The sequence below is a fragment of the Chitinophaga sancti genome, from assembly GCF_034087045.1.
GTDB lineage: Bacteria > Bacteroidota > Bacteroidia > Chitinophagales > Chitinophagaceae > Chitinophaga > Chitinophaga sancti_B.
On the sequence record NZ_CP139247.1, the window covers coordinates 5,945,984 to 5,966,458 of the forward strand.

Here is a 20,475-nt window from a genome sequence, read left to right on the forward strand (position 1 = left end):
GTAACCAGGTAGCATTCAATCAGATTTATTTTGGTTTACTGGTCGTGGAAATCACAGGAGCGAATCTAGGATGACAGGCGCAGTATCAGTAGCTTATTTGTTAAAATGAATAGCACAAATGTTTAAAAGCAAAATCATTATCTCTATCATTACTCTTAAACAACACTTAATGCATAAAATAAAACTTCATATAACCCCACTAAAGGGATCTTTTCTTTTGGGCCTGGTATTCCGAAGGTAGCTGGTTAAATTTGGCCTTAAAAGCCCTGGCAAAATAATTAGGGGTAGAAAATCCAACAGCATAGCCAATCTGGGCAATTTTCATATCGCTGGTCTCCAGCAGACAAGCCGCCTTATTTAGTTTAATAGAACGGATAAATTCAACCGGCGTTTCTCCGGTCAGCTGCACAACTTTATTATACAGGGATGCCCTGCTCATAAAAAGATGCCTGCTTAATTCTTCCACGGTCAGACGGTCGTCGTTAATATTGTTTTCTATATACTGTTTTACCTTTACCAGGAACTTCTCATCTGCCGATTCTACATCGTCAACCGAAACCATTACATCTAACTGCCGCCTATAGGTGTCTTTCAAACGCTTATTTAGTAATATCAGGTTCCTGATCCGGATATTTAATATATCAATATTAAAAGGCTTGGTAAGGTAGTCGCTAGCGCCCGTTTCCAATCCTTTAATATGAAACGCATCACCTGCAAGTGCAGTCAGGAGAATGACAGGAATATGGCTGGTCCTTTTATCGAACCTGACCTTACGGCTCAATTGTATACCGTCCATATAAGGCATATTGATGTCACTCACAATGACCAGTGGATGTGCTGACAGCGCCTTCTGCCACCCTTCTCTCCCATCTGCCGCCTCCACAACTTTATAAAATGGCTGCAGGTTGTCTTTCAGGTAATAACGGAAGTCTTTGTTGTCCTCCACCAGCAACACTGTAAGTTTATCTGCAGCCGCCACTTCAGCATGTTGGCAGGCTACAGGGTGGGCTGCTTCCGGACCTACCGCTTCACCAGGTATCTCCACATCCGGTAGTATTACCTCTTCCATTTTTTCCAATGGTAAAAGCACGGAAAATGTGCTGCCTTTACCAGGGATGCTCTCCACATTTATTAAGCCACCATGCATTTTCACAAATTCAGCTGTTATAGACAGCCCGATTCCACTCCCCTGGTTGAGGATAGCAGGATTCTCATCACCCTGGTAAAAGCGATTAAAGATCTTTTCCTGCACTTCCGGTTTCATACCTACACCAGTATCTGCCACCTTTATGATTATACCTGCATCCGGGGCCGGATCTACAGTCAGCGATATCGCACCCTCCTTCGGTGTGAATTTAAATGCATTGGAAAGCAGGTTAAACAATACCCGTTCCAGCTTATCCCTGTCAAAAGCAGTATAATAACGGGAAATGGAGCTTGTAAACAAAAAGTTAATCTGCCTGTGCTCCGAGATATCTTTGAAGAGTTCTATTACTTCAGCTATAAAAGATATGATGTCCTCCCTGCTAAGGTCCAGTTTCGTTTCCTGCTCTTCCAGTTTTCGAAAATCCAATAGCTGGTTGACCATGTTCAACAGTCTACGTGCATTTCGTTTCACCAGGTTCAGTTGCTTTAGTTTTTCAGGAGCAATTTCGTTATGAATAAGTTTCTCCACTGGCCCTACAATGAGGGAAACCGGTGTACGGAATTCGTGGCTCAGGTTCACCAGGTATTTGATCTTCACCTGCTCAAATTCACGTTGTCTTTCCGCTTCCTTTCGGTCCATTTCTATTGCCTGCCTGACCTGCAGCCTTTCCTGCTCAAGGGCAAACCGGGTTTTCAGTTTGCGGATAGCCCGGTATCTCAGCCCCCACAAAACCGCAACGGCTGCTAACAAATAAAAAATGTACGCATAGATGGTCAACCAGAAAGGAGGTCTTATGATTACATTGATGACAGCTTCTTCCGTATGCCATGCCCCATCGTCACAACTGGCCCTGACTTTGAAAACATATTTACCAGGACTTAAATTCGAAAACACAGCCATTCGTGATGTGCCTATCTCATTCCAACCTTTATCGAAACCCTGCAGCATATAGGAATACCTGCTTTCCTGCGGTGCAGTATAGTTCAGCGTAGCAAAATTGATGGTAAAGTGTTGTTTATAATCAAGCCGGATACAATCAGCTAATGAAATATGTGATTGGATAGCAGCATGTTCTCCGGGAATCACGGAAATATTACCAATTTTGAGATCAGTCAATACAATGCGGGGGACAATTCTATTATAATTAAGCTGCTTCGGAATGAAGTAATTAAACCCCTCCAGCCCACCGAAAAAAAGTTCTCCTTTCTCTGTCTTTAAACCAGCTCCCAGGCAGAAAGTACTACGCTGCAACCCATTATATTGATAATAATTTTTAAAGGTGCTGGTTGAAGGATCAAAACTACTGATTCCCTTATTACTGGTTACCCACACCTTTCCGGCATCATCTTCAAGGATCTTATAGATGACCGCGTTGGAAAGCCCTTCCTGTTCGGCGTAACGTTGAAATTTCCCGGTTTTCGGATCAAAAAGGCACAAGCCAGCACTGTGAATACCTACCCAGATTCTGCCGCTTTGCCCGGCGCAGATGGTTTGAACGTTATTAGCAGGAAGGTCACTGTTTTTCATGGTATAAGTCCTTATTATTTTGCCTGATGCATCCAACATGATTATACCTGCTCCAATGGTACCAATCCAGATATTGCCGGCTTTATCTTCCTCTATAGTCCTGATAAAACCCCTGTTTAAAACTGTAATGCTGTCCTTTTTGTACATGACCCCACCAAAACGTCTGAACACACCGGATACCGGATCATAAACGTTCACCCCATTCCCATTGGTTCCTATCCATATATTTCCACGGCTGTCCTTTTTCAGGCAAAAAATATCGTTGCCCGAAGGCTGATTGGCACTGTCTCCTTTTAAATAGTGATGCACCTTTCCCGTTTGCATATTTAGTGTGTATATACCATGCATAAAAGTACCTATCCAGAGTAGCCCGTCGGCATGCTCGAGAGAAAGTACAGCGGGTGGTTTGATGCCCTGGTAGAAACGTGGATGGCTGAACAGGCCGGTGTTCCTGTGAAACAGGTTAATGCCACCACCATCTGTGCCTACATAGATATCGCCATTGGCATCTTCGGAGAAAGAGGTAACAATTGGAGCCGTCAATCCTTGTGGGTCAAACGGATTGCTTTCCCTGAGATTAAAAAAAGCCAGGTTCTTATCGTATTTACTAATACCTCCCTGGTATGTTCCGACCCAATAAATACCATTGTTATCGATGTATATACTCCGCACTGATTTGCCCTGTAAACTATAACGATTTCTAACATCATGTTCTATTCGCTGCGAGGTCTTCTTTTGCAGGTCGAAGATGTTCAATCCTTCCTCGGTTCCTACCCAGATCCTATTTGCATTTTCAGCTGCCAAAGACCAGATGCAGTTGCTACTCAGGGATTTTTTTTGCGTGTTGCTATACTGATAAGTACGGAAATGTTTGCCATCGGGCAGCAGCATAGACAATCCATCATCTTCTGTGCCGATCCATAAGTTGCCATTATGGTCTTCTGTCATCGCTTTTATGGAATTGCCAGGTAAAGAAAGTGAGTCCGCCGCTTCGTGGCTAAAGTGCTTAAAGTTGTCAGCTTGTGGTTGGTACAGGTAGATTCCTCCATTGCCACCTATCCATAGCCGGTGTCTGCTATCTTCCACTATACAGGTGATAATGTTTGACACCAATGCCCCTTGCCGGCCAGGATCTGCCATATAACGGACTACCTTACCGGTTTGCGGGTTCAATCTGAACAAACCGATATAACTTCCGATCCACACCTGGCCGGTATGATCGCAGAAAATGGTCCGTGCCGTGTTATTTAATGTAAATTTGTAATTGATAAAGGAGTCTTTTTTGCGGTTATAGCAGGATAAGGTGTTATTAGTGCCAATCCATAAATTACCGGAACGATCCTCATGCAATGCGAGTATCGAATTACCTCCCAAACTGGTTGAATCCGCTTCCTTATGCCTGTAAACAGAGAACGTAAGACCGTCAAACCGATTCAGCCCGTCATCTGTTCCAAACCACATGAAGCCATATTTATCTTTTAGAATAGTATTTACCGTGTTGGAAGACAAACCATTACTGGTCGTGAAGTTAACGAAGTTAAAGTCACTCTGTTGCGAAATAACTACCTGTGGAACAAACAACAGGCATAATATATATAGAATATATTTCACAATAACATGGAATTAATAGATCACTGATAGATTAACAGGTAAAGTGTATTTTTGACAATATAACGAATTTAATGGCATGATAGCGTGGGAGGAAATATTTTTGCTGATATCAATTCAGTGGTTTAAAACAACTGATTTGTTACTATAGGTATAATAATAGATGAAAAACATCCTAATCCAGGTAGTATCCTAACTTTTTCAATCGCTCGCCTTCGTCCTTTCAAAGTTAACTGTCAATCTGCTCACCGGCATTCCCTTCCCGAACATGATTTTCAATTCCTCATCCGGCCTCGCTGTCCAGGGCTTGCCTGCCTCTTTTATCGCCTCTCTTTTGTTAATAAAAGTTTTTGCCTTATTATCCCTCGGCGTATGCTTGTTCAATCTTCTCAATGAAGACGACTTGATATTGTTATAAGGATTCCCCTCTGCCTACACCTTCAGTAAATTGAAATATGGTGAACCTGATTTCAATAGCACCTGCTAAAAAACAGATAGGTGCTAGTAATGCTGCAAAAGAAATGGCCAGACAGCGCCGGAGAGACTTTATTCTTTTACCATGATCTCGTCTGAAATACGGAAATAGTCAAAATCGGCATATCCTCCAGGTTCTTTGGTCGCGTAGTTGAACAAACCAAATCTATATCCCATGAAGTGCGGTAGCGTATACTTCATTTGCAATGGTGTGCCGATAGAATTCCACGATTTACCGTCAAGACTATAATAGAACCTGGCAATATCTTTTCTGTCGGTAAAATTGCAATCTGCTTTCAGGTAAATAGTACTTTTATTCAACGCTATATGGGCAACTTCTTCAGGATTACCACCTGTGGCATTTACCATGACCAATGTTCTCTTTGTTCCATTAATTTTTACGCCTACCAGTCCGAAATCCTTTTGCAATAGGCAAAGACCGGCAAAATCACCGTCTTTCATCCTGGATACATCAACCGATGTACAGGCAGAAGATGTAGGCCCAAAAGTCCGCTGCGTCAAGGTGTTCCTTGCCTGCAGGAAATCCCTGTTCACTACGCCGGTGGTCAGGCGTAAAAACCCTTTCCTTCCTTTCAGTGACCATAACTCTTTATCTGGTTGATGGTTCCATTGCCAAACCAAAGGAAAGGACGCATCTTGTAAACCACGGTTAAATTCATCGGATGCCACAATCCCCGGAGAGAGTGATTGATTGGCAGTCAGATTCAGAGCCACGGGGACTTTTCCATCATCACCTGGTACAGGCCAGCCGTTTTCCCACTTTACGGGAACTAAGTAAGGTATGCGTCCTACAGCACCGTTGTCCCTAAAAAGGTAAGCGAACCATCTGCCATCAGGCATATCTATAAGACCGCCTTGCGCTACCCCTTTATCCTGGAGGGCTGTTTTCCCTTCCCAGGGACCTGTTATTTTATCTGCCCTGTGTATCACTACGGATCGCTGTCCACCAGCAGGCCAGGTAATGTTGAAAAGATAGTACTTGCCTTTTATTTTGAATAATTGTGAACCCTCAGCCGGCAAGCCCTCCCGGCTACCTGCGGGCGAGGTGGGAAGGCTGGCGTTTTCAATGATCACCTGTTCGCTGCCTGATGCAATACCTGTGAGTTCGCTGTTTAATTCTACCAGTCTTATTTTACCACTACCATACACCAGGTATGCCTTGCCATCGTCATCGAAAAAAAGCGAGTGGTCGTGCATCATCGGTTTAAATGCAACACCTTTCCATTCACTCTTTTCTATGTCTTTTGTGGAATAGATATAAGTTTTGCCTGTGGTTTGGGAAAAGGTGGTGACGTAATATGTGCCATTATGATAACGCAGGCTACTCGCCCAGGAACCCCTGCCGTAAGTGTTCTTGCCGTTCCTGAGATTCAGTTCATCCATATTGCCTAACGTGTCGTAAGCATAGCCAATCAATTTCCAGTTTACCAGATCAGTCGATTTCATGATGGGCAGACCGGGGCTCATGTGCATAGTTGTACTGCTCATATAATAGTTATTGCCTACTCGTATTATAGACAGATCCGGTACGTCTGCATAGATGATAGGATTATGTGCTTTTTCGTGCTGTGCCTTTACTGGTAGGAAACTAAAAATATGTAAAATTCCAATAGCGAGTGTTAACCGGGCAAGGCGATTTAATTGGGTTTTCATAACAATTTTTTATTTTGTAACATGTAATGTCAAATGGTTATTCAAGTGAATGTTTGTGTAATATAAATATTATTCAATGAATGAACGGGGATAATCCATTATATGTGACGATCAATTCTGCTACAAAAGAAGTCACCCAGAGTGCGTCTCAAACCTGGGATATCTCCTATTCAATATCAATACCTCTTCAATACAGCTGCAGACTCCGTGGTGATCTGGAATTATTCGACGCGTATACCCGTGAGTAATGGCTATTATCCTGCAGTCAGCTGTTTGCAGCAATCTCCTACTTAGCCCCTACCTCGCTGATAGTTCCATTTACTACTACCCGGGCATAAATGTAGTTTTTCCCGGTTTCCATCTGGCGCAACACAAAGTGCACCCCAAAGGAATCCATTCTTTCCATTATAATCATTTTTACGTGTTAAAAATCAATTACACCAAGAGCTCACTCACAAGCCACGAAAAATGAATTGAAATCATATCAAACAACTCCGATTAATTCGATGCAATAATCAAATATCAATCATTTGTATACTATCCCGAGAATCGCGAATATAATTCACAAAACGATTTACTTTTAAACTCACGAATAAATTGATATCGATTCCCCTACACTACACCCCCAAAAACACAAAAGGCACGTAAACCCTACATTTTACGTGCCTCCTGATATCCTTTGATATTAAATATGTCGGGAAAGATAGACAATTGTCGAACTCATTTATTGAGGGATTATTGAAGTTTACATAAGTATTGGCAATGCAACTAATAATAGTTGTGACGCCACGAATTAAATTTAACTGAGAGATACACTTCATGTAGATACTTAAATCCACAAAAGCAATCAAAGAAGATTATTTATAAAACGCTATATAAATTATTAACAGAAAACAATATCTTTTTTATCTTGTGGCCATTTTTTGTATATTAACTGCAATTACTACTTTGCAAGTTTTATTTTAAACTTAATGATGATTTAATAATATTCAAGCAGCAATTCATTCACCTCTATTTCGTTTATTCTTATGATTACCATAGATAATTATCTTGACAGCCATTATATACATAGAAGCAACTGGTTACGTGCGGCTGTTTTAGGCGCAAATGACGGGATAATTTCTATATCCAGCCTTGCGATTGGTGTTGCAACGGCCAGCAACACCCGTGAACCGATCCTGCTGGCGACCATCGCAGGACTTGTTGCGGGAGCACTATCAATGGCTGCAGGCGAATACGTATCAGTAAGTTCGCAAACTGACACTGAAAAAGCGGATATACAACGAGAAGAAATAGAGCTTCGGGAAATGCCGGGGGAAGAACTTGAGATTCTCACACAAATTTACCAAAAGCGTGGTTTAAAAAGGGAAACAGCTATACAGGTGGCGAAGGAACTTACAGAGGCGGATGCTTTAGGGACACATATAAGAGATGAACTTGGAATTAATGAAATAAGTCAGGCAAAGCCTATACAAGCAGCATTGGCATCTGGAGCCTCTTTTACTGCAGGTGGACTTTTACCCCTTCTGGTGATTCTATTTGCTCCTGTTAAACAAATGGAATATTTACTATATGGTTTTACCATCATTTTCCTGATCATATTAGGCGCAATTGCCGCTAAAACGGGAGGTTCCAGTGTTAAAAAGGCGATTTTACGCATTACGGTGTGGGGAACACTGGCAATGGGGCTTTCTGCATTGGCAGGTTACTTTTTTGGGGTTAAAGTATAATCTTAAAATACAAGAAATGATAAAGAAAATTCTTATTGCCATTCTGGCCATTTTCATCATAATACAGTTTATTCGTCCGAAAAAAAATATTGCTTCCGGACCGTTCCCCAATAGCATTAATCAAAACCATGCTATTCCAGAGGATGTTCAGGCAATACTAACACGCAGTTGTTACGATTGCCATTCTAATAATACGCATTACCCTTGGTATAACAACATTCAGCCTGTAGCCTGGCTGCTAGCGCATGATATTAACGAAGGTAAAAAGCACTTTAATTTTGACGAATTTAACACATATAGCATTTCCCGTAGACAACGAAAATTGGCTGAATTGATTGACGAGATCAAAATGGATGAAATGCCGATGGGCATTTATACTGTTCTACATCGAAATGCAGTACTTTCAAAGGCTGAAAAACAAAAGTTGATCAATTGGGCAGATAATGTCAAAAACGCCATCAGATAACACGGATGAAACTTCATTTAAAAGCCCATCAGGCAGGCGTCTTGGCATTCCAGCATTGAGATCTGATTAAGATCCAGGTTAATGTATATATCATCATTAAGTAAAATAAAAAATCCTTGCAAACTCAATTTTTGCAAGGATTTTTTATTTTAAAGAGTTTCCTCTTTCTTGTCGGGAAGAATGGACAATTGTCGAACCCGTTTATTAAGGAAATATTGGAAATCAATAAACTTAGTGTAAAGTAATAGTACAAACAACAAGAAAATAAATGAAAACATCTTCCCATCTTTTAAAAAGCTTTTACAGGACTGATTATTATTGATATTAGTATTATCTTCTGCCCGAATAATGACAGTTATTACCAGAAGGAGAAATTGCCTGGCAGTGGAACCGTCTATTAGTTATTTAGCGAATTCTTTGTAGTAAATTTAAATTTTTGAAAATTATACAAAAAAATGAGATCAGCATTCGGGATTTTGTTCTTAATCGGTGTACTCCACTGCAGTTTATTTGCTCAAAAAGCTGTTACAGAAACACCATCTGTATTGCCAGCATCGTTGCCTCCCTTAGGCGCTATTCCTGCTAAAAAGCCGATCGACAGCATAAACCTGGGTGATTCCAAAGAATTTCCGGAGGTCAATTTGAATATTACTATTACCTCAGGCCCTTTTAAACCAACCTGGGAATCAATAGAAAAAAACTATCCCGGTACTCCCCAATGGCTAAGGGATGCAAAATTCGGTATATGGGTGCATTTTGGCCCGCAGGCATCTGGTGAAAGCGGGGATTGGTATGCAAGAAAACTTTATCTAGAGGGAACCCTGGCGTATAAAAACCATGTCAAAAATCATGGGCATCCTTCAGAAGTGGGTTATAAGGATGTACTACGCAATTGGAACCCTTCAAAACTTAATCCTGCAGCACTGGCTAAAATTTATAAAGATGCAGGCGCTCGCTTTTTGCTCATCCAGGGTGTGCACCACGACAATTTCGATTTATGGAACTCCCGCTATCAGCCTTGGAATTCAGTAAATCTTGGGCCGAAACGTGATTTAATTGGTGAATGGGCGAAAGCCTGCCGCGCAGAAAATCTGAAATTTGGCGTCACGTTTCACCATGAGTACACCTGGTGGTGGTGGCAGACTGCTTTTGGCAGTGATACAGCAGGAAGCAAAAAAGGAGTGCCATATGATGGTAATCTGACGCTTGCAGATGGAAAAGGTAAGTGGTGGGAAGGATATGACCCACGGCTTTTATATGGTATTGATCTGCGTGAGTATAAGGGGGTACAGGAAGCTGCTAAGTCAAAGTGGTCACCGCCCCCCGCCGGCATATTTATCAACCATCTGGATTATGCTAAATGGTATACAACGCAGTGGGCTTTACGCATGATGGATGTTACAGAACATTATGACCCGGATTTCATTTATACGGATGGTACTTCAGATCAACCTTTTAGTGGTAATGGAACAGGCACCGGTTTCAAGGCAAATGCTATGCAAATTGTAATAGCAGATTTTTATAACCAGTCAATACAACGTCGTGGTAAGGTTAACACCTTCAGTATCGTAAAGTTCCGTCATAACACCAATGGTACGGTCAATACAGAAGAATTTGGCATTCCCGAAAAAATCAATAGTAAAGAGCCCTGGATTGCGGAAACCCCAGTGGGGGATTGGTTTTATGCACCAGACTTTACTTATAATTCCGGCATGATGATCAAATATATCATTGAGGCTATAGCAAGGGATGGCAATGCCGCGATATGCATTTCGTTATTGCCGGATGGCTCTCTCGATGCCGGAAGCAAAAAAATGCTTGAGGAAGTGGGCATTTGGTTACGCAGAAATGGTGAAGCTGTTTACGGAAGCAAGGCCTGGGTGACTCCCGGCGAAGGCGAGATGGTTGATGGTAAGCTAAAAATGTTACCCGGAGGAGGGTTAGGCAGTCGGCAGGCTGAATTTAGATTCGACTCATCAGATTTTCGCTTTACTGTAGGGAAAAATAATGCATTGTATATTTTTACCATGGTAATACCCAGGCAGGGAACCCAACTGGTTATTAAATCATTGGCAACTGATGCCGGTTATTTCAAACAAGAGATTAAAAGAGTAAGCCTGGTAGGGTACAGCAACCAAGTAAAGTGGAAACAAGATACGGATGGTTTAAAAATCTTTTATCCCAAAAACGAGATACCGTTTAGTACTGCTGTTGTTTTTAAAATTGAATGAGTCGCAGTAATAATTTCCCTTTCCAACGTCGCACATTTTACCACAAAAAACATTCATTGAAATACTGATACGGAAGGAAATTGAAATTACCAGGTTGATTCACGCTTTGTGGTTCAGAAACATGGATACTGATTCATCTAAAGTACACCCCCCAAAAATACAAGAGGGTGTATCATAAGTCCGATACACCCTCTTGTATTTGAAAATAAATTTTCATTCCCGTTGGTTAATTCCCTCTTTCATGAATGTTTCTATTCGGGTTCCTGATGGAGAGGTATATCCCTGTCCATACAAGTTTATTTCCATCCTCCACCTAAACTTTTGTACAACGTTACTAATGATGTCAATTGTTGCAACCTGTCGTTTACGCCACTTAATTGTGCAGATAAATAAGATTGTTCGGATGTTAAAACATCGGTATAGGTGACGTACCCGTTTTTAAGTAGTTCGCGGTTGTAATCCACAGATCTGAACCAGGCATCAAGTAGCAGCTTACGTGTTGAGGCTTTATCCTGCACTGCTTTGTAATTGTATAACGCGTCAGAAACTTCCCGGCCGGCATCAAGTACTGTTTGCTGAAACGTAGCCACATTTTCTTCGTATTGTGCTTTGGCAAGTTGTAGTCTTTGTTTGTTCAATCCTTTGTTAAATACAGGTTGTGTTAAACCTCCTACAACATTACCAAAAATGGTAGCGCTTTTAAACAGATCGCCAACGGTAGCCGATTGCCAGCCACCCTGGGCTGTAATATTAAGCGTGGGATAAAAGTAAGCGCGGGCTACATTGATCTGCTCAAAATAGTACCTGACATTATACTCTGCCTGTTGTACATCAGGGCGGTTGCTTAGCAATTGTGCAGGCAGACCTGTTTGTAAAGTCGTGTCTACCTCTTGCATATCAAGCAGGTTTCTTTGAATTGTACCTGGATGCCGGCCTATCAAAACGCACAATGCATTTTCAGTCTCGCGAATACTGTTTTGCAGATCTGGTATGGTAACCTCGGCCGCATAAAGGTTGGCCTCACTTTGAGCAACGGATGCTTCGTTTACACGGTTAGCTACCTTTAATGCTTTATTAGTTTCTACGTCTTCTTTCCGGTTTTTCACAGTTTGCACAGTGATAGCCAGTTGCTTATCGTAAGCCAACAGGTTATAATAATCGGTAGCAATGTCGGCAATCAGTTTCGTCTGAACAGACCGTTGGTAGGCATAACTTTGTAAAAGTGAAGCGAGTGAAGCCTTTTTGGCACTGCTTAGTTTCCCCCACAAGTCAATTTCCCAACTGGCGTTACCTTGAACGGCGTAAACGTTTTCTGGTGTAAAACCAAGGTTTCCGCCTTGTGTGGCAGCAACTTTTTGCCTTGTGTATTGTGGTGAAACGCTTAGTGTTGGTAAAAATGCTGCTTTGGCCTGACGCAAGTTGGCTTCAGCTTGTTTGATTCGGGCCACGGCGATTATTAAATCGTAATTATTGGCAATGCCTGCCTGTATCAAAGCCTGCAATTTGTCATCCTTAAACATTTGCCTCCAGGATAAACTTGCGATGGTAGTTGTATCTGTTGTGTATACGGAGCGGTACAGGCTATCTGTTTCAACGGAGGGGCGTATATAGGCCTGCCTTATTTTGCATCCGGGTAATATTAGTACAGCCACTGCAATTACAGCAGCTGTACGTGAAAAATATTTTAAGTTCATGTTGTTTGATTTAATTAATGATCATTAATCTAATGCAGGAATTACCACCTCACCTGGTTTCTTTTTTCCGCTGAATTTTTCCTGTAATGTTTGAAAAATGATGTAAAGGACGGGTATAATAAATACACCGAATATTGTTCCTGCCAACATGCCACCTACAGCACCTGTGCCAATAGAGCGATTGCCGGCAGCACCAACACCAGATGAGAACATCAGCGGCATGAGGCCTACAATAAACGCAAGTGATGTCATTAAAATAGGACGCAAACGTGCTGTGGCAGCTTCAATGGCCGCATTTACAATTGTCATACCTTTCTCTCGCCTTGCAACAGCATATTCAACTATCAGGATAGCATTTTTAGCGAGTAAACCAATCAGCATCACTACAGATATTTGCATGTATATGTTGTTGTCTATCCCCATGATCCTTGCAAAAAGGTAAGTGCCAAACAAGCCTGCAGGAAGGGATAACAGCACAGCAAACGGTATAATATAACTTTCATAAAGAGCGCTCAGTAAAAAGAATACAAACACTATACAAAGTATATAGATGAACACTGTTTGTCCACCAGCATTTACCTCTTCACGCGATAAACCTGAGTAGTCAAAAGTGTAACCGGCAGGCAGGGTTTGGGCCGCAGTTTCTCTAACAGCAGCAAGTGCATCGCCGCTGCTAAACCCGGGTTTAGGACTGCCGATAACTGATATATTATTATATAGGTTGAACCTTGACAGGCTTTGTGGTCCATTAACAGAAGTGAGGGTAACAAATTCTGATACAGGCGCCATGTTACCAGATGCATTTCTGACATACACATTATTTAGACTCTGTGAATTGCTCCGGTATTTGGCATCAGCCTGTATCATAACCCGGTATTGTTTACCAAACTGGTTAAAGTTAGAAGCATATATACCACCGAAATAACCTTGCATAGTTGCCATCAGATCGCTGGGTAAAATGCCGGCTTCTTTTGTTTTGGCTACGTTTATTTTCATTAAATATTGGGGGTAGTTAGGATTAAACCCAGTAGCGGCATATAAAATTTCCGGACGTTGATTAATTGCTCCCAGGAAGCCACCGGCAACTTTGCTGAAATTTTCTACGCTGCCCCCGGTTTTATCCTGCAATTCAATGGTAAACCCACTTGAGTTACCGAACCCTGGTACGGTAGGCGGTGCAAAGAAAATGATTTTTGCATCTTTTATTCCGGCAGTCATGCCAAATAACCTGCCAATCACATCATCAACTTTTACCCCCTTTCTTTCATCCCACGGTTTTAGCTTAAATATGAGCAATCCGAAATTGCTACCGGTACCATTGATGATGCTTTGCCCGGTTATTTTTGCCCGGTTAGCAACTTCAGGAATATTCTTCGCCATATTGTCTACTATATTGGCAACCTGAGTGGTTTTTTCAAGAGAGGTACCCGGAGGTAAGCTGATATCAGCGAAGATGGTTCCCTGATCTTCATTGGGCACAAAACCGCCTGGCGATGTTTTCATGAAGAAAACCAGTAATACAGTAAATAAGACTAGGGCAGACGGAATGATCCATTTTTTACGGTTTAAGAAGCCTATTGACTTTTGGTATTTGCCCTTTAAAGCATCAAATCCGGTATTAAAAGACATATAAAACCTTTGCAGCAGGTTTTTGCTGGTTCCATTATGTTCTTCATGCGGTTTCAAAAACAGGGCGCACAATGCGGGGCTTAGCGTCAGGGCATTGACCGCCGAAATTACAATGGCAGAAGCAAGGGTCAAACCAAACTGTTTAAAAAATACTCCCGAGCTGCCGCTGATAAAAGAAACCGGAACAAACACGGCGGCCATGACCAATGTAATTGCTACGATGGTTCCGCCCAATTCAGACATGGCATCAACAGATGCATTGTATGCTGATTGATAACCTTCATCTAGCTTGGCGTGGACCGCCTCGACGACTACTATAGCATCATCTACCACAATACCTATGGCCAGCACCAAAGCAAAGAGTGTTAGCAGGTTAATTGTAAAGCCAAACAAGCTGAGACAGGCAAACGTACCGATGATAGACACCAATACTGATATACCCGGTATAAGCGTGGAGCGAAAATCCTGGAGAAAAATAAAAACAACAATGAAAACCAAAATATAGGCTTCTATTAAAGTGTGTATCACTTTTTCAATAGATGCACTTAAAAAGTCATTCGCGTTCAACAGGGGTATATAACTTACACCTTCTGGAAAAGATGCGGAAGCTTTATCCAGTGTGGTTATGGCGTCTTTAATAATGGCCTGGGCATTGGATCCGGCCGTTTGGCTTATGGCAATAACAGTTGCGGGCTGATCATCAGTATTCATAGTAGAGGAATAGGTGAGGGAACCCATTTCAAGCCTGGCGATATCCTTTAATCGTAATACCTGGCCATCAGCAGTAGAACGCATGATAATGTCACCAAACTGCGTGGTATCGATCAACCGGCCGGTATATTTAATGGTGTATTGAAAAACCTGGTCGCTGTTTTCTCCAAATTTACCGGGCGCAGCATCAAAATTTTGTTCAGCAAGTGCGTTGTTCACATCTGCAGGAGTTATGCCATAGGTTGCCATTACATCGGGCTTCAGCCAAACACGCATGGAATAGTCCTTTGTACCAAATGAAACTACACTACCCACGCCGTTTATCCGCTTAATTTCCGGTATAAGATTGATGTTGGCATAATTGCTTAAAAATGTCTGGTCATATGACGGGTTATTACTTTTAAGTGCAAAGATGAGAAGGTTACTACTTTGCTGCTTCTCTACGGTTACTCCTGCTTTGGTTACTTCGGCAGGCAGTAAATTAGTGGCCCTTTGCACCCTGTTCTGCACGTTTACGGCGTTTATATCAGAGTTTGTACCAAGTTTGAAGTATACAGTGATAGTAGCATCACCATCATTAGTGGCGGTGGAAGTCATGTAGGTCATTCCTTCCACACCATTTATCTGTTCTTCCAGTGGTACAATGACGTTTCTTTGAATTACTTCTGCGCCGGCACCGGTATATGTAGCTGATACCTTAACTGTTGGCGGGGCGATTTCAGGGTATTGTGTAACGGGTAGCCCTAAATAGGCTAATACTCCCAATATTACAATGATTACCGATATTACAGTAGATAAAACCGGTCTTTTTATGAATATCTTAAGCATAATATTTTAAAGTTTTGTGTGAACCATTACAATAAATAGGTTTACTTATGTTTACCTGCATCAGCATACAGGCTATCGGTATTGGTCGGTAATGGTTTGACGACCATACCCGGTTTTAAGTTACCCACACCTTCCACTATCAGTTTATCACCTTTTTTCAAACCGCTTTCCACCACATATAGATTTCCAATAGGATTTGCAGATACATTGACACTGATATTTACAGTACTATCTTTGTCGTTTACTTTATAAACAAATTTTTGTCCCTGCATATCATAAGTAGCGTTTTGAGGGATCAACAAAGCGTTCTCCAGTTTAACAGGTATTTTGATGGTGGCACTACTGCCACTGCGTATCAGGCCAAGCTTGTTGGGGAAGTCGGCCCTAAAACTTACTGATCCTGTTTCTGTACTGATTAGCCCACTGGCAGTAACGATTCTTCCTTTTTCCGGGTACTCGGTGCCATCAGCCAGTATTAATGACACATCCTCCATTGTTGCCAGTTTTTCTTTAAGCGTCGCACCTTTTACTGTTCTTGAAAATTCAAGTAGTTGTTTTTCATTTAAAGAAAAGTATACGTAAATATTTTTTGTGTTGTAAACGGTAGTAAGAGGGTTTGCCGATGTGCTGCTTACCAAACTGCCAACCTTATAGGGTATTGTTCCTATCACCCCGTTAGCAGGACTGGTTAAATAGGTATAACCTACATTTACTTTGGCATTAACCAGATCGGCCTGGGCTGATGCCAGGGAAGCTTTTTTGGAATTTAAGGTGTATTGTTTTGATTGTAACTCGTAATCACTGATGATCTTTCTTTCCACCAGTGGTTTTACCTTTTCTACATCCATTTCTGCGGTCTGAACGTCTGCCTCTGCTATCTTAACAGCAGCAATAGCGCTTCTTACAGCGGCTTCGTATTGCGGATTCCGTAATTCAAAGAGGGGCTCACCAGTGTGTACGTTTGCTCCTTCATCTACAAATATTTTTTGAATAAAGCCATCAACTTTAGGACGTATTTCAACATTTTGTTCACCTTGTATAGTAGCAGGGTAGTTGTAAAACATGGTAGTGGACCCTGAATACACTTCTGCTGATTTATAAGCGGGAGGTCCTGAGGGACCGGCTGCTCCAGGTCCTCCAGGTCCTCCAGGTCTTCCCCCGCATGAAGCTAATACTAATAAGGTTGTCGACAATTGAATGACTATTAACACCCGGTTCATTATTGTTGGCTTTTTCATACTTATATGCATTAATTGATGTGATTATTTTCCACGTATTTTAAAAATGATGGTACAAAGTTGTGTGTTAGCACATCATTAAAAAATGTCTATAAGGAGTGAAAGCATGTGAATATATCGCATTCGCTATTTGCCTGAATTTAAATGAGCCATTTAGACATATTGTTCCCACATATAGACATGGATACATCCCTTTTTTATACCAATATTTGTATTGTTTTAGCAAGCAGTTAATCTTTATAATATGTCATTGAAAAATAGAGTCGCGATTTTAGCGGGTAGTACAGGTGCAATAGCGATAAGTATTGTACAAATGCTATTGCAGGAAAATGCCATTATTATAGTACTCGCGCAAAGCGCTAAGGATCTGTTATGGATCAAACAAGTGGAGAAAATTACGAACGGGGGCTCAATCATTACTATGCTGGCTGATTATCCTGATTATTATACGGCGGAACAATTGGCAGATGCTATTGTTGAACGTTTTGGTCAAATAGATTTGAGTATTGCCTGTTTTGAAAGTGCTACACTCAATAAGCCGCTTAATGAGGTAAAAATTACCGAATGGGAGCGTACTATTGAACAAAACATAACGGCTTTTTTTGTTGCAGCAAGGCTGTCTTTTATGAGTATGAAAAAATCCACGCAAGGTATGTTCATCAGTATCGATTTTACGGACCATACATTAAAAAGGAAGCTGGCTAAACTTACCCGCTTATCACTATGCATGCAAAAGGAAATGGCAAAAATGTTCTTCGAGGAAATAAAAGGCACCAATATGGAATATTATCATCTATATGTAGATCCAAAGAAGAAGAAAAGGGATAAAAATAATTATATACATCCGGATGAGTTGGGGGCATTAATACTGGATTTGTATGACGGCAATACAAAAGAAAAAGACACCCTGTTTCAATGGATGCAGAATGATCATTAATCAATAGTTAAAATTATGGAACACACTTATAAGAAGGTGGTAATAGTAGGCGGTGGTTTTGCAGGGTTAAACGTGGCTAAAAATCTACTAAAAAAAACTGATTATCATATTACATTAGTTGACAGGAATAATTATAATTTTTTTTCGCCGTTGTTATACCAGGTAGCTACGGGTTTTTTAGAGGTTTCCAGTATAAGCTATCCTTACCGGAAATTGTTGCAGGGCAAAAAGAACATTAACTTCTGTTTAGGCAGGCTGATTGAAATTTTCCCTCGAGAGAATAAGATATTGCTGGATATAGGGGAGATGGAATATGATTACCTGGTATTGGCTACCGGTACAAAAAGCAATTATTTAAATCTGAAAAACATCGAAGCGAATGCATTACCCATGAAGACATTAGATGACGCTATAAATATGCGTAATTATTTGCTTCAGCAGATTGAAGCCGCCTCCAGGGTAACGGATATTGCAGCAAAGAAGAAATTAACTACCATTGTTATTGTTGGGGGTGGGCCGACAGGAATAGAAATAGCCGGTATGCTTGCTGAAATGACGAAAAGTATTTTGCCTAAAGATTACCCTGAATTGATTGATCATGCAGGCTGTATTTATTTAGTAGATAGTCATCACTCCTTACTCTCTTCAATGAGTGAGCGTTCACAGGTATATACTTACAATAAATTACAGGAAATGGGGGTGCAGGTCAAGCTTGGTGCACGTGTAACGGATTATGTAGATGATATGTTAATGTTGTCTACGGGTGAAGTTATTCCAGCTAAAATTCTGATATGGGCAGCGGGAGTTACAGGCGAGGTGTTTCCTGGTATTCCCCAAAGTTCCTATGGAAATGGAAACCGCTTAAAAGTGGATGCGCACAATACTATAAATGCTTTTTCCAACATTTTTGCTATTGGTGATATCGCTTTGCAAACTAGTGATCCAAGCTATAGCAATGGTCACCCCCAGGTAGCGCAGGTAGCTATACAACAAGGTAAAAACCTCGCTTATAATTTAATGGCAATTAATAACAATAAGCCTCTTAAATCGTTTACCTATTTTGATAAGGGATCAATGGCAATTATTGGAAGTAAAAAAGCGGTGGCAGATATGCCAAAGCAAAGAATCCATTTTAGTGGATTTATTGCCTGGGTGATGTGGTTGTTTATACATTTAACCTATTTAACCAATCATCGTAACCGTGTTAAAACTTTTTATAACTGGATGCTGGCCTATTTTACAAAAGACCAGGTATTACGTATGATCATCAGGCCTTCTTCGAGAAGATAGGTTATTATTGTCGTTTCATTATTGATTGACTTATTTAAATATACTTAAAATTTATTATTTTAAATAAATAGGGATAAGGAATATAGAATCTGGTTTTATTTAATTAATTTGGTAGTTTCACTAGTGTCAACTGTCATGTTAAGTTTATGAGAGCCGATAATATTTCTTCCATTCATAATTATACGATAATTGACGTCAGTACTGACATTGGTCATAAGTCTCCCGCTAAAGATTTTCTCACTTTCAGGAGTGATGAATTAAAACCTCAAGAGGAAATATTAGGTAACCCTTTACGTTCGGATCATTTTACAATTGCGTTGGTAATTGAGGGGGAAATAGATGTTCAGATCAATATGGTTAATTACTGTGTAAAAAAGAACAGCCTTATTGTCATCCCTTTTAATACTATACACCGGATTCAGAAAGATAATGATAAATCCATAGTAATAGTTGTTTGCTTTTCACATGATTTTATCGGACAGTCCCGGGTTAGCGAAAAGCTTCTACCATCTTATAGTTTCTTCTCTCCGCAGAATAATCCTTATTTAATGTTGGAGAAAGAGGATGCTGACGCATTGCATGGCGTTATAAAAATGTTGCGTAAAGTGAATGATCCGGCAAGTGAGCATCCGTTTAAGAGGGAGATAGTTCAACATGGGTTTAATATTTTTATTTATGAAGTAGCTGCTTTATTTAAGAGGTACCGACCTAATGAAGAGGTGAAATTAACCAGGAAGGAAGAGATATTAACATCTTTTTTAAAACTGCTTTCTCAACACTTCAGGGAAGAACGCGGGGTTCAGTTTTACGCAGATGCACTCTATATAACACCTAAACACCTCACTAAAATTGTAAAAGAGCTTACTAATAAAACCTGTGGTGAAATGATTGATGAAATTGTGATTATAGAAGCAAAAATAATGCTAAATGATCTTGGTCTTCCAGTGGCAACGGTGGCAGCACAACTGCAGTTTAGTGATCAGTTTTTCTTTAGTAAATTTTTTAAAAAACATACTGGCATTACTCCCAGTAAGTATAAAGGAGCAATTAAATAGGGCTTATTAATGTTGCTTTGCCAGGTTAGGCAGCGTCTTTTTTTAATCTTTTCTGATCGTGAGTACTCACTCATACCGCACTATTTTGAAATGATTTGAAATAGTTTAAAATTCTTTCTCTTCTCTCTTCGCAAGGACGCAAGTTCAAATTATATCAGGACGATACAAAATAGAATGCAATAACGGGCTAACACAAAAGGCCCGTAAAACCTGCGTTCTACGTGCCTCCTGATATC

The 20,475-nt window shown here is 40.8% G+C and carries 13 protein-coding genes; 7 read left to right on the forward strand and 6 right to left on the reverse strand.

All coding sequences use genetic code 11. From position 1 onward, the window contains the following. Positions 1-199: 199 nt before the first annotated feature. From SIO70_RS24080 to SIO70_RS24090, 3 genes are all read right to left on the reverse strand, one after another. Positions 200-4,285, reverse strand: a complete 4,086-nt coding sequence (locus tag SIO70_RS24080) for a two-component regulator propeller domain-containing protein (RefSeq protein WP_320575058.1) — start codon at positions 4,283-4,285, stop codon at positions 200-202. Between the two features lie 198 nt (positions 4,286-4,483). Next, positions 4,484-4,675 carry a hypothetical protein gene (locus SIO70_RS24085; protein WP_320575061.1) on the reverse strand — a complete coding sequence of 64 codons (192 nt, stop codon included), beginning with the start codon at positions 4,673-4,675 and terminating at the stop codon, positions 4,484-4,486. Positions 4,676-4,828: 153 nt separating this feature from the next. Next, complete coding sequence (locus tag SIO70_RS24090) at positions 4,829-6,430, reverse strand: glycoside hydrolase 43 family protein (protein ID WP_320575063.1); 1,602 nt, start codon at positions 6,428-6,430, stop codon at positions 4,829-4,831. Between the two features lie 80 nt (positions 6,431-6,510). On the opposite strand from SIO70_RS24090, the gene SIO70_RS24095 reads away from it, so the two are divergent. The 4 genes from SIO70_RS24095 to SIO70_RS24110 all read left to right on the forward strand — a co-directional run bounded on the left by SIO70_RS24095 (position 6,511) and on the right by SIO70_RS24110 (position 10,857). Beyond that, the gene (locus tag SIO70_RS24095) at positions 6,511-6,678 is read left to right on the forward strand and encodes a hypothetical protein (protein ID WP_320575065.1); all 168 of its coding nucleotides are present in this window, start codon (positions 6,511-6,513) and stop codon (positions 6,676-6,678) included. A gap of 780 nt (positions 6,679-7,458) precedes the next feature. Next, positions 7,459-8,160 (forward strand): VIT family protein, encoded by a 702-nt coding sequence (locus tag SIO70_RS24100; RefSeq protein WP_320575067.1) that lies wholly within the window; start codon positions 7,459-7,461, stop codon positions 8,158-8,160. Between the two features lie 16 nt (positions 8,161-8,176). Then, positions 8,177-8,626 (forward strand): heme-binding domain-containing protein, encoded by a 450-nt coding sequence (locus SIO70_RS24105; protein WP_320575069.1) that lies wholly within the window; start codon positions 8,177-8,179, stop codon positions 8,624-8,626. A 455-nt stretch (positions 8,627-9,081) separates the two neighbouring features. Then, positions 9,082-10,857, forward strand: coding sequence for an alpha-L-fucosidase (locus SIO70_RS24110; RefSeq protein WP_320575070.1), 1,776 nt, complete (start codon positions 9,082-9,084; stop codon positions 10,855-10,857). A 296-nt stretch (positions 10,858-11,153) separates the two neighbouring features. On the opposite strand, the gene SIO70_RS24115 is transcribed toward SIO70_RS24110, so the two are convergent. Genes SIO70_RS24115 through SIO70_RS24125 form a run of 3 tightly spaced genes read right to left on the reverse strand, consistent with a single transcriptional unit; the run spans position 11,154 to position 16,957 of the window. Next, a complete protein-coding gene (locus SIO70_RS24115; RefSeq protein WP_320575072.1) occupies positions 11,154-12,551 on the reverse strand; it encodes an efflux transporter outer membrane subunit in 1,398 nt (465 codons plus the stop codon). A gap of 24 nt (positions 12,552-12,575) precedes the next feature. Then, a complete protein-coding gene (locus SIO70_RS24120) occupies positions 12,576-15,719 on the reverse strand; it encodes an efflux RND transporter permease subunit (protein ID WP_320575074.1) in 3,144 nt (1,047 codons plus the stop codon). 41 nt (positions 15,720-15,760) lie between these two features. Next, a complete protein-coding gene (locus SIO70_RS24125) occupies positions 15,761-16,957 on the reverse strand; it encodes an efflux RND transporter periplasmic adaptor subunit (protein WP_320575075.1) in 1,197 nt (398 codons plus the stop codon). A 244-nt stretch (positions 16,958-17,201) separates the two neighbouring features. On the opposite strand from SIO70_RS24125, the gene SIO70_RS24130 reads away from it, so the two are divergent. From SIO70_RS24130 to SIO70_RS24140, 3 genes are all read left to right on the forward strand, one after another. Next, the gene (locus SIO70_RS24130; protein ID WP_320575077.1) at positions 17,202-17,894 is read left to right on the forward strand and encodes an SDR family NAD(P)-dependent oxidoreductase; all 693 of its coding nucleotides are present in this window, start codon (positions 17,202-17,204) and stop codon (positions 17,892-17,894) included. A gap of 36 nt (positions 17,895-17,930) precedes the next feature. Continuing rightward, positions 17,931-19,184, forward strand: a complete 1,254-nt coding sequence (locus SIO70_RS24135; protein ID WP_320575079.1) for an NAD(P)/FAD-dependent oxidoreductase — start codon at positions 17,931-17,933, stop codon at positions 19,182-19,184. Between the two features lie 146 nt (positions 19,185-19,330). After that, positions 19,331-20,239 carry a helix-turn-helix domain-containing protein gene (locus SIO70_RS24140; RefSeq protein ID WP_320575081.1) on the forward strand — a complete coding sequence of 303 codons (909 nt, stop codon included), beginning with the start codon at positions 19,331-19,333 and terminating at the stop codon, positions 20,237-20,239. Positions 20,240-20,475: the final 236 nt, after the last annotated feature.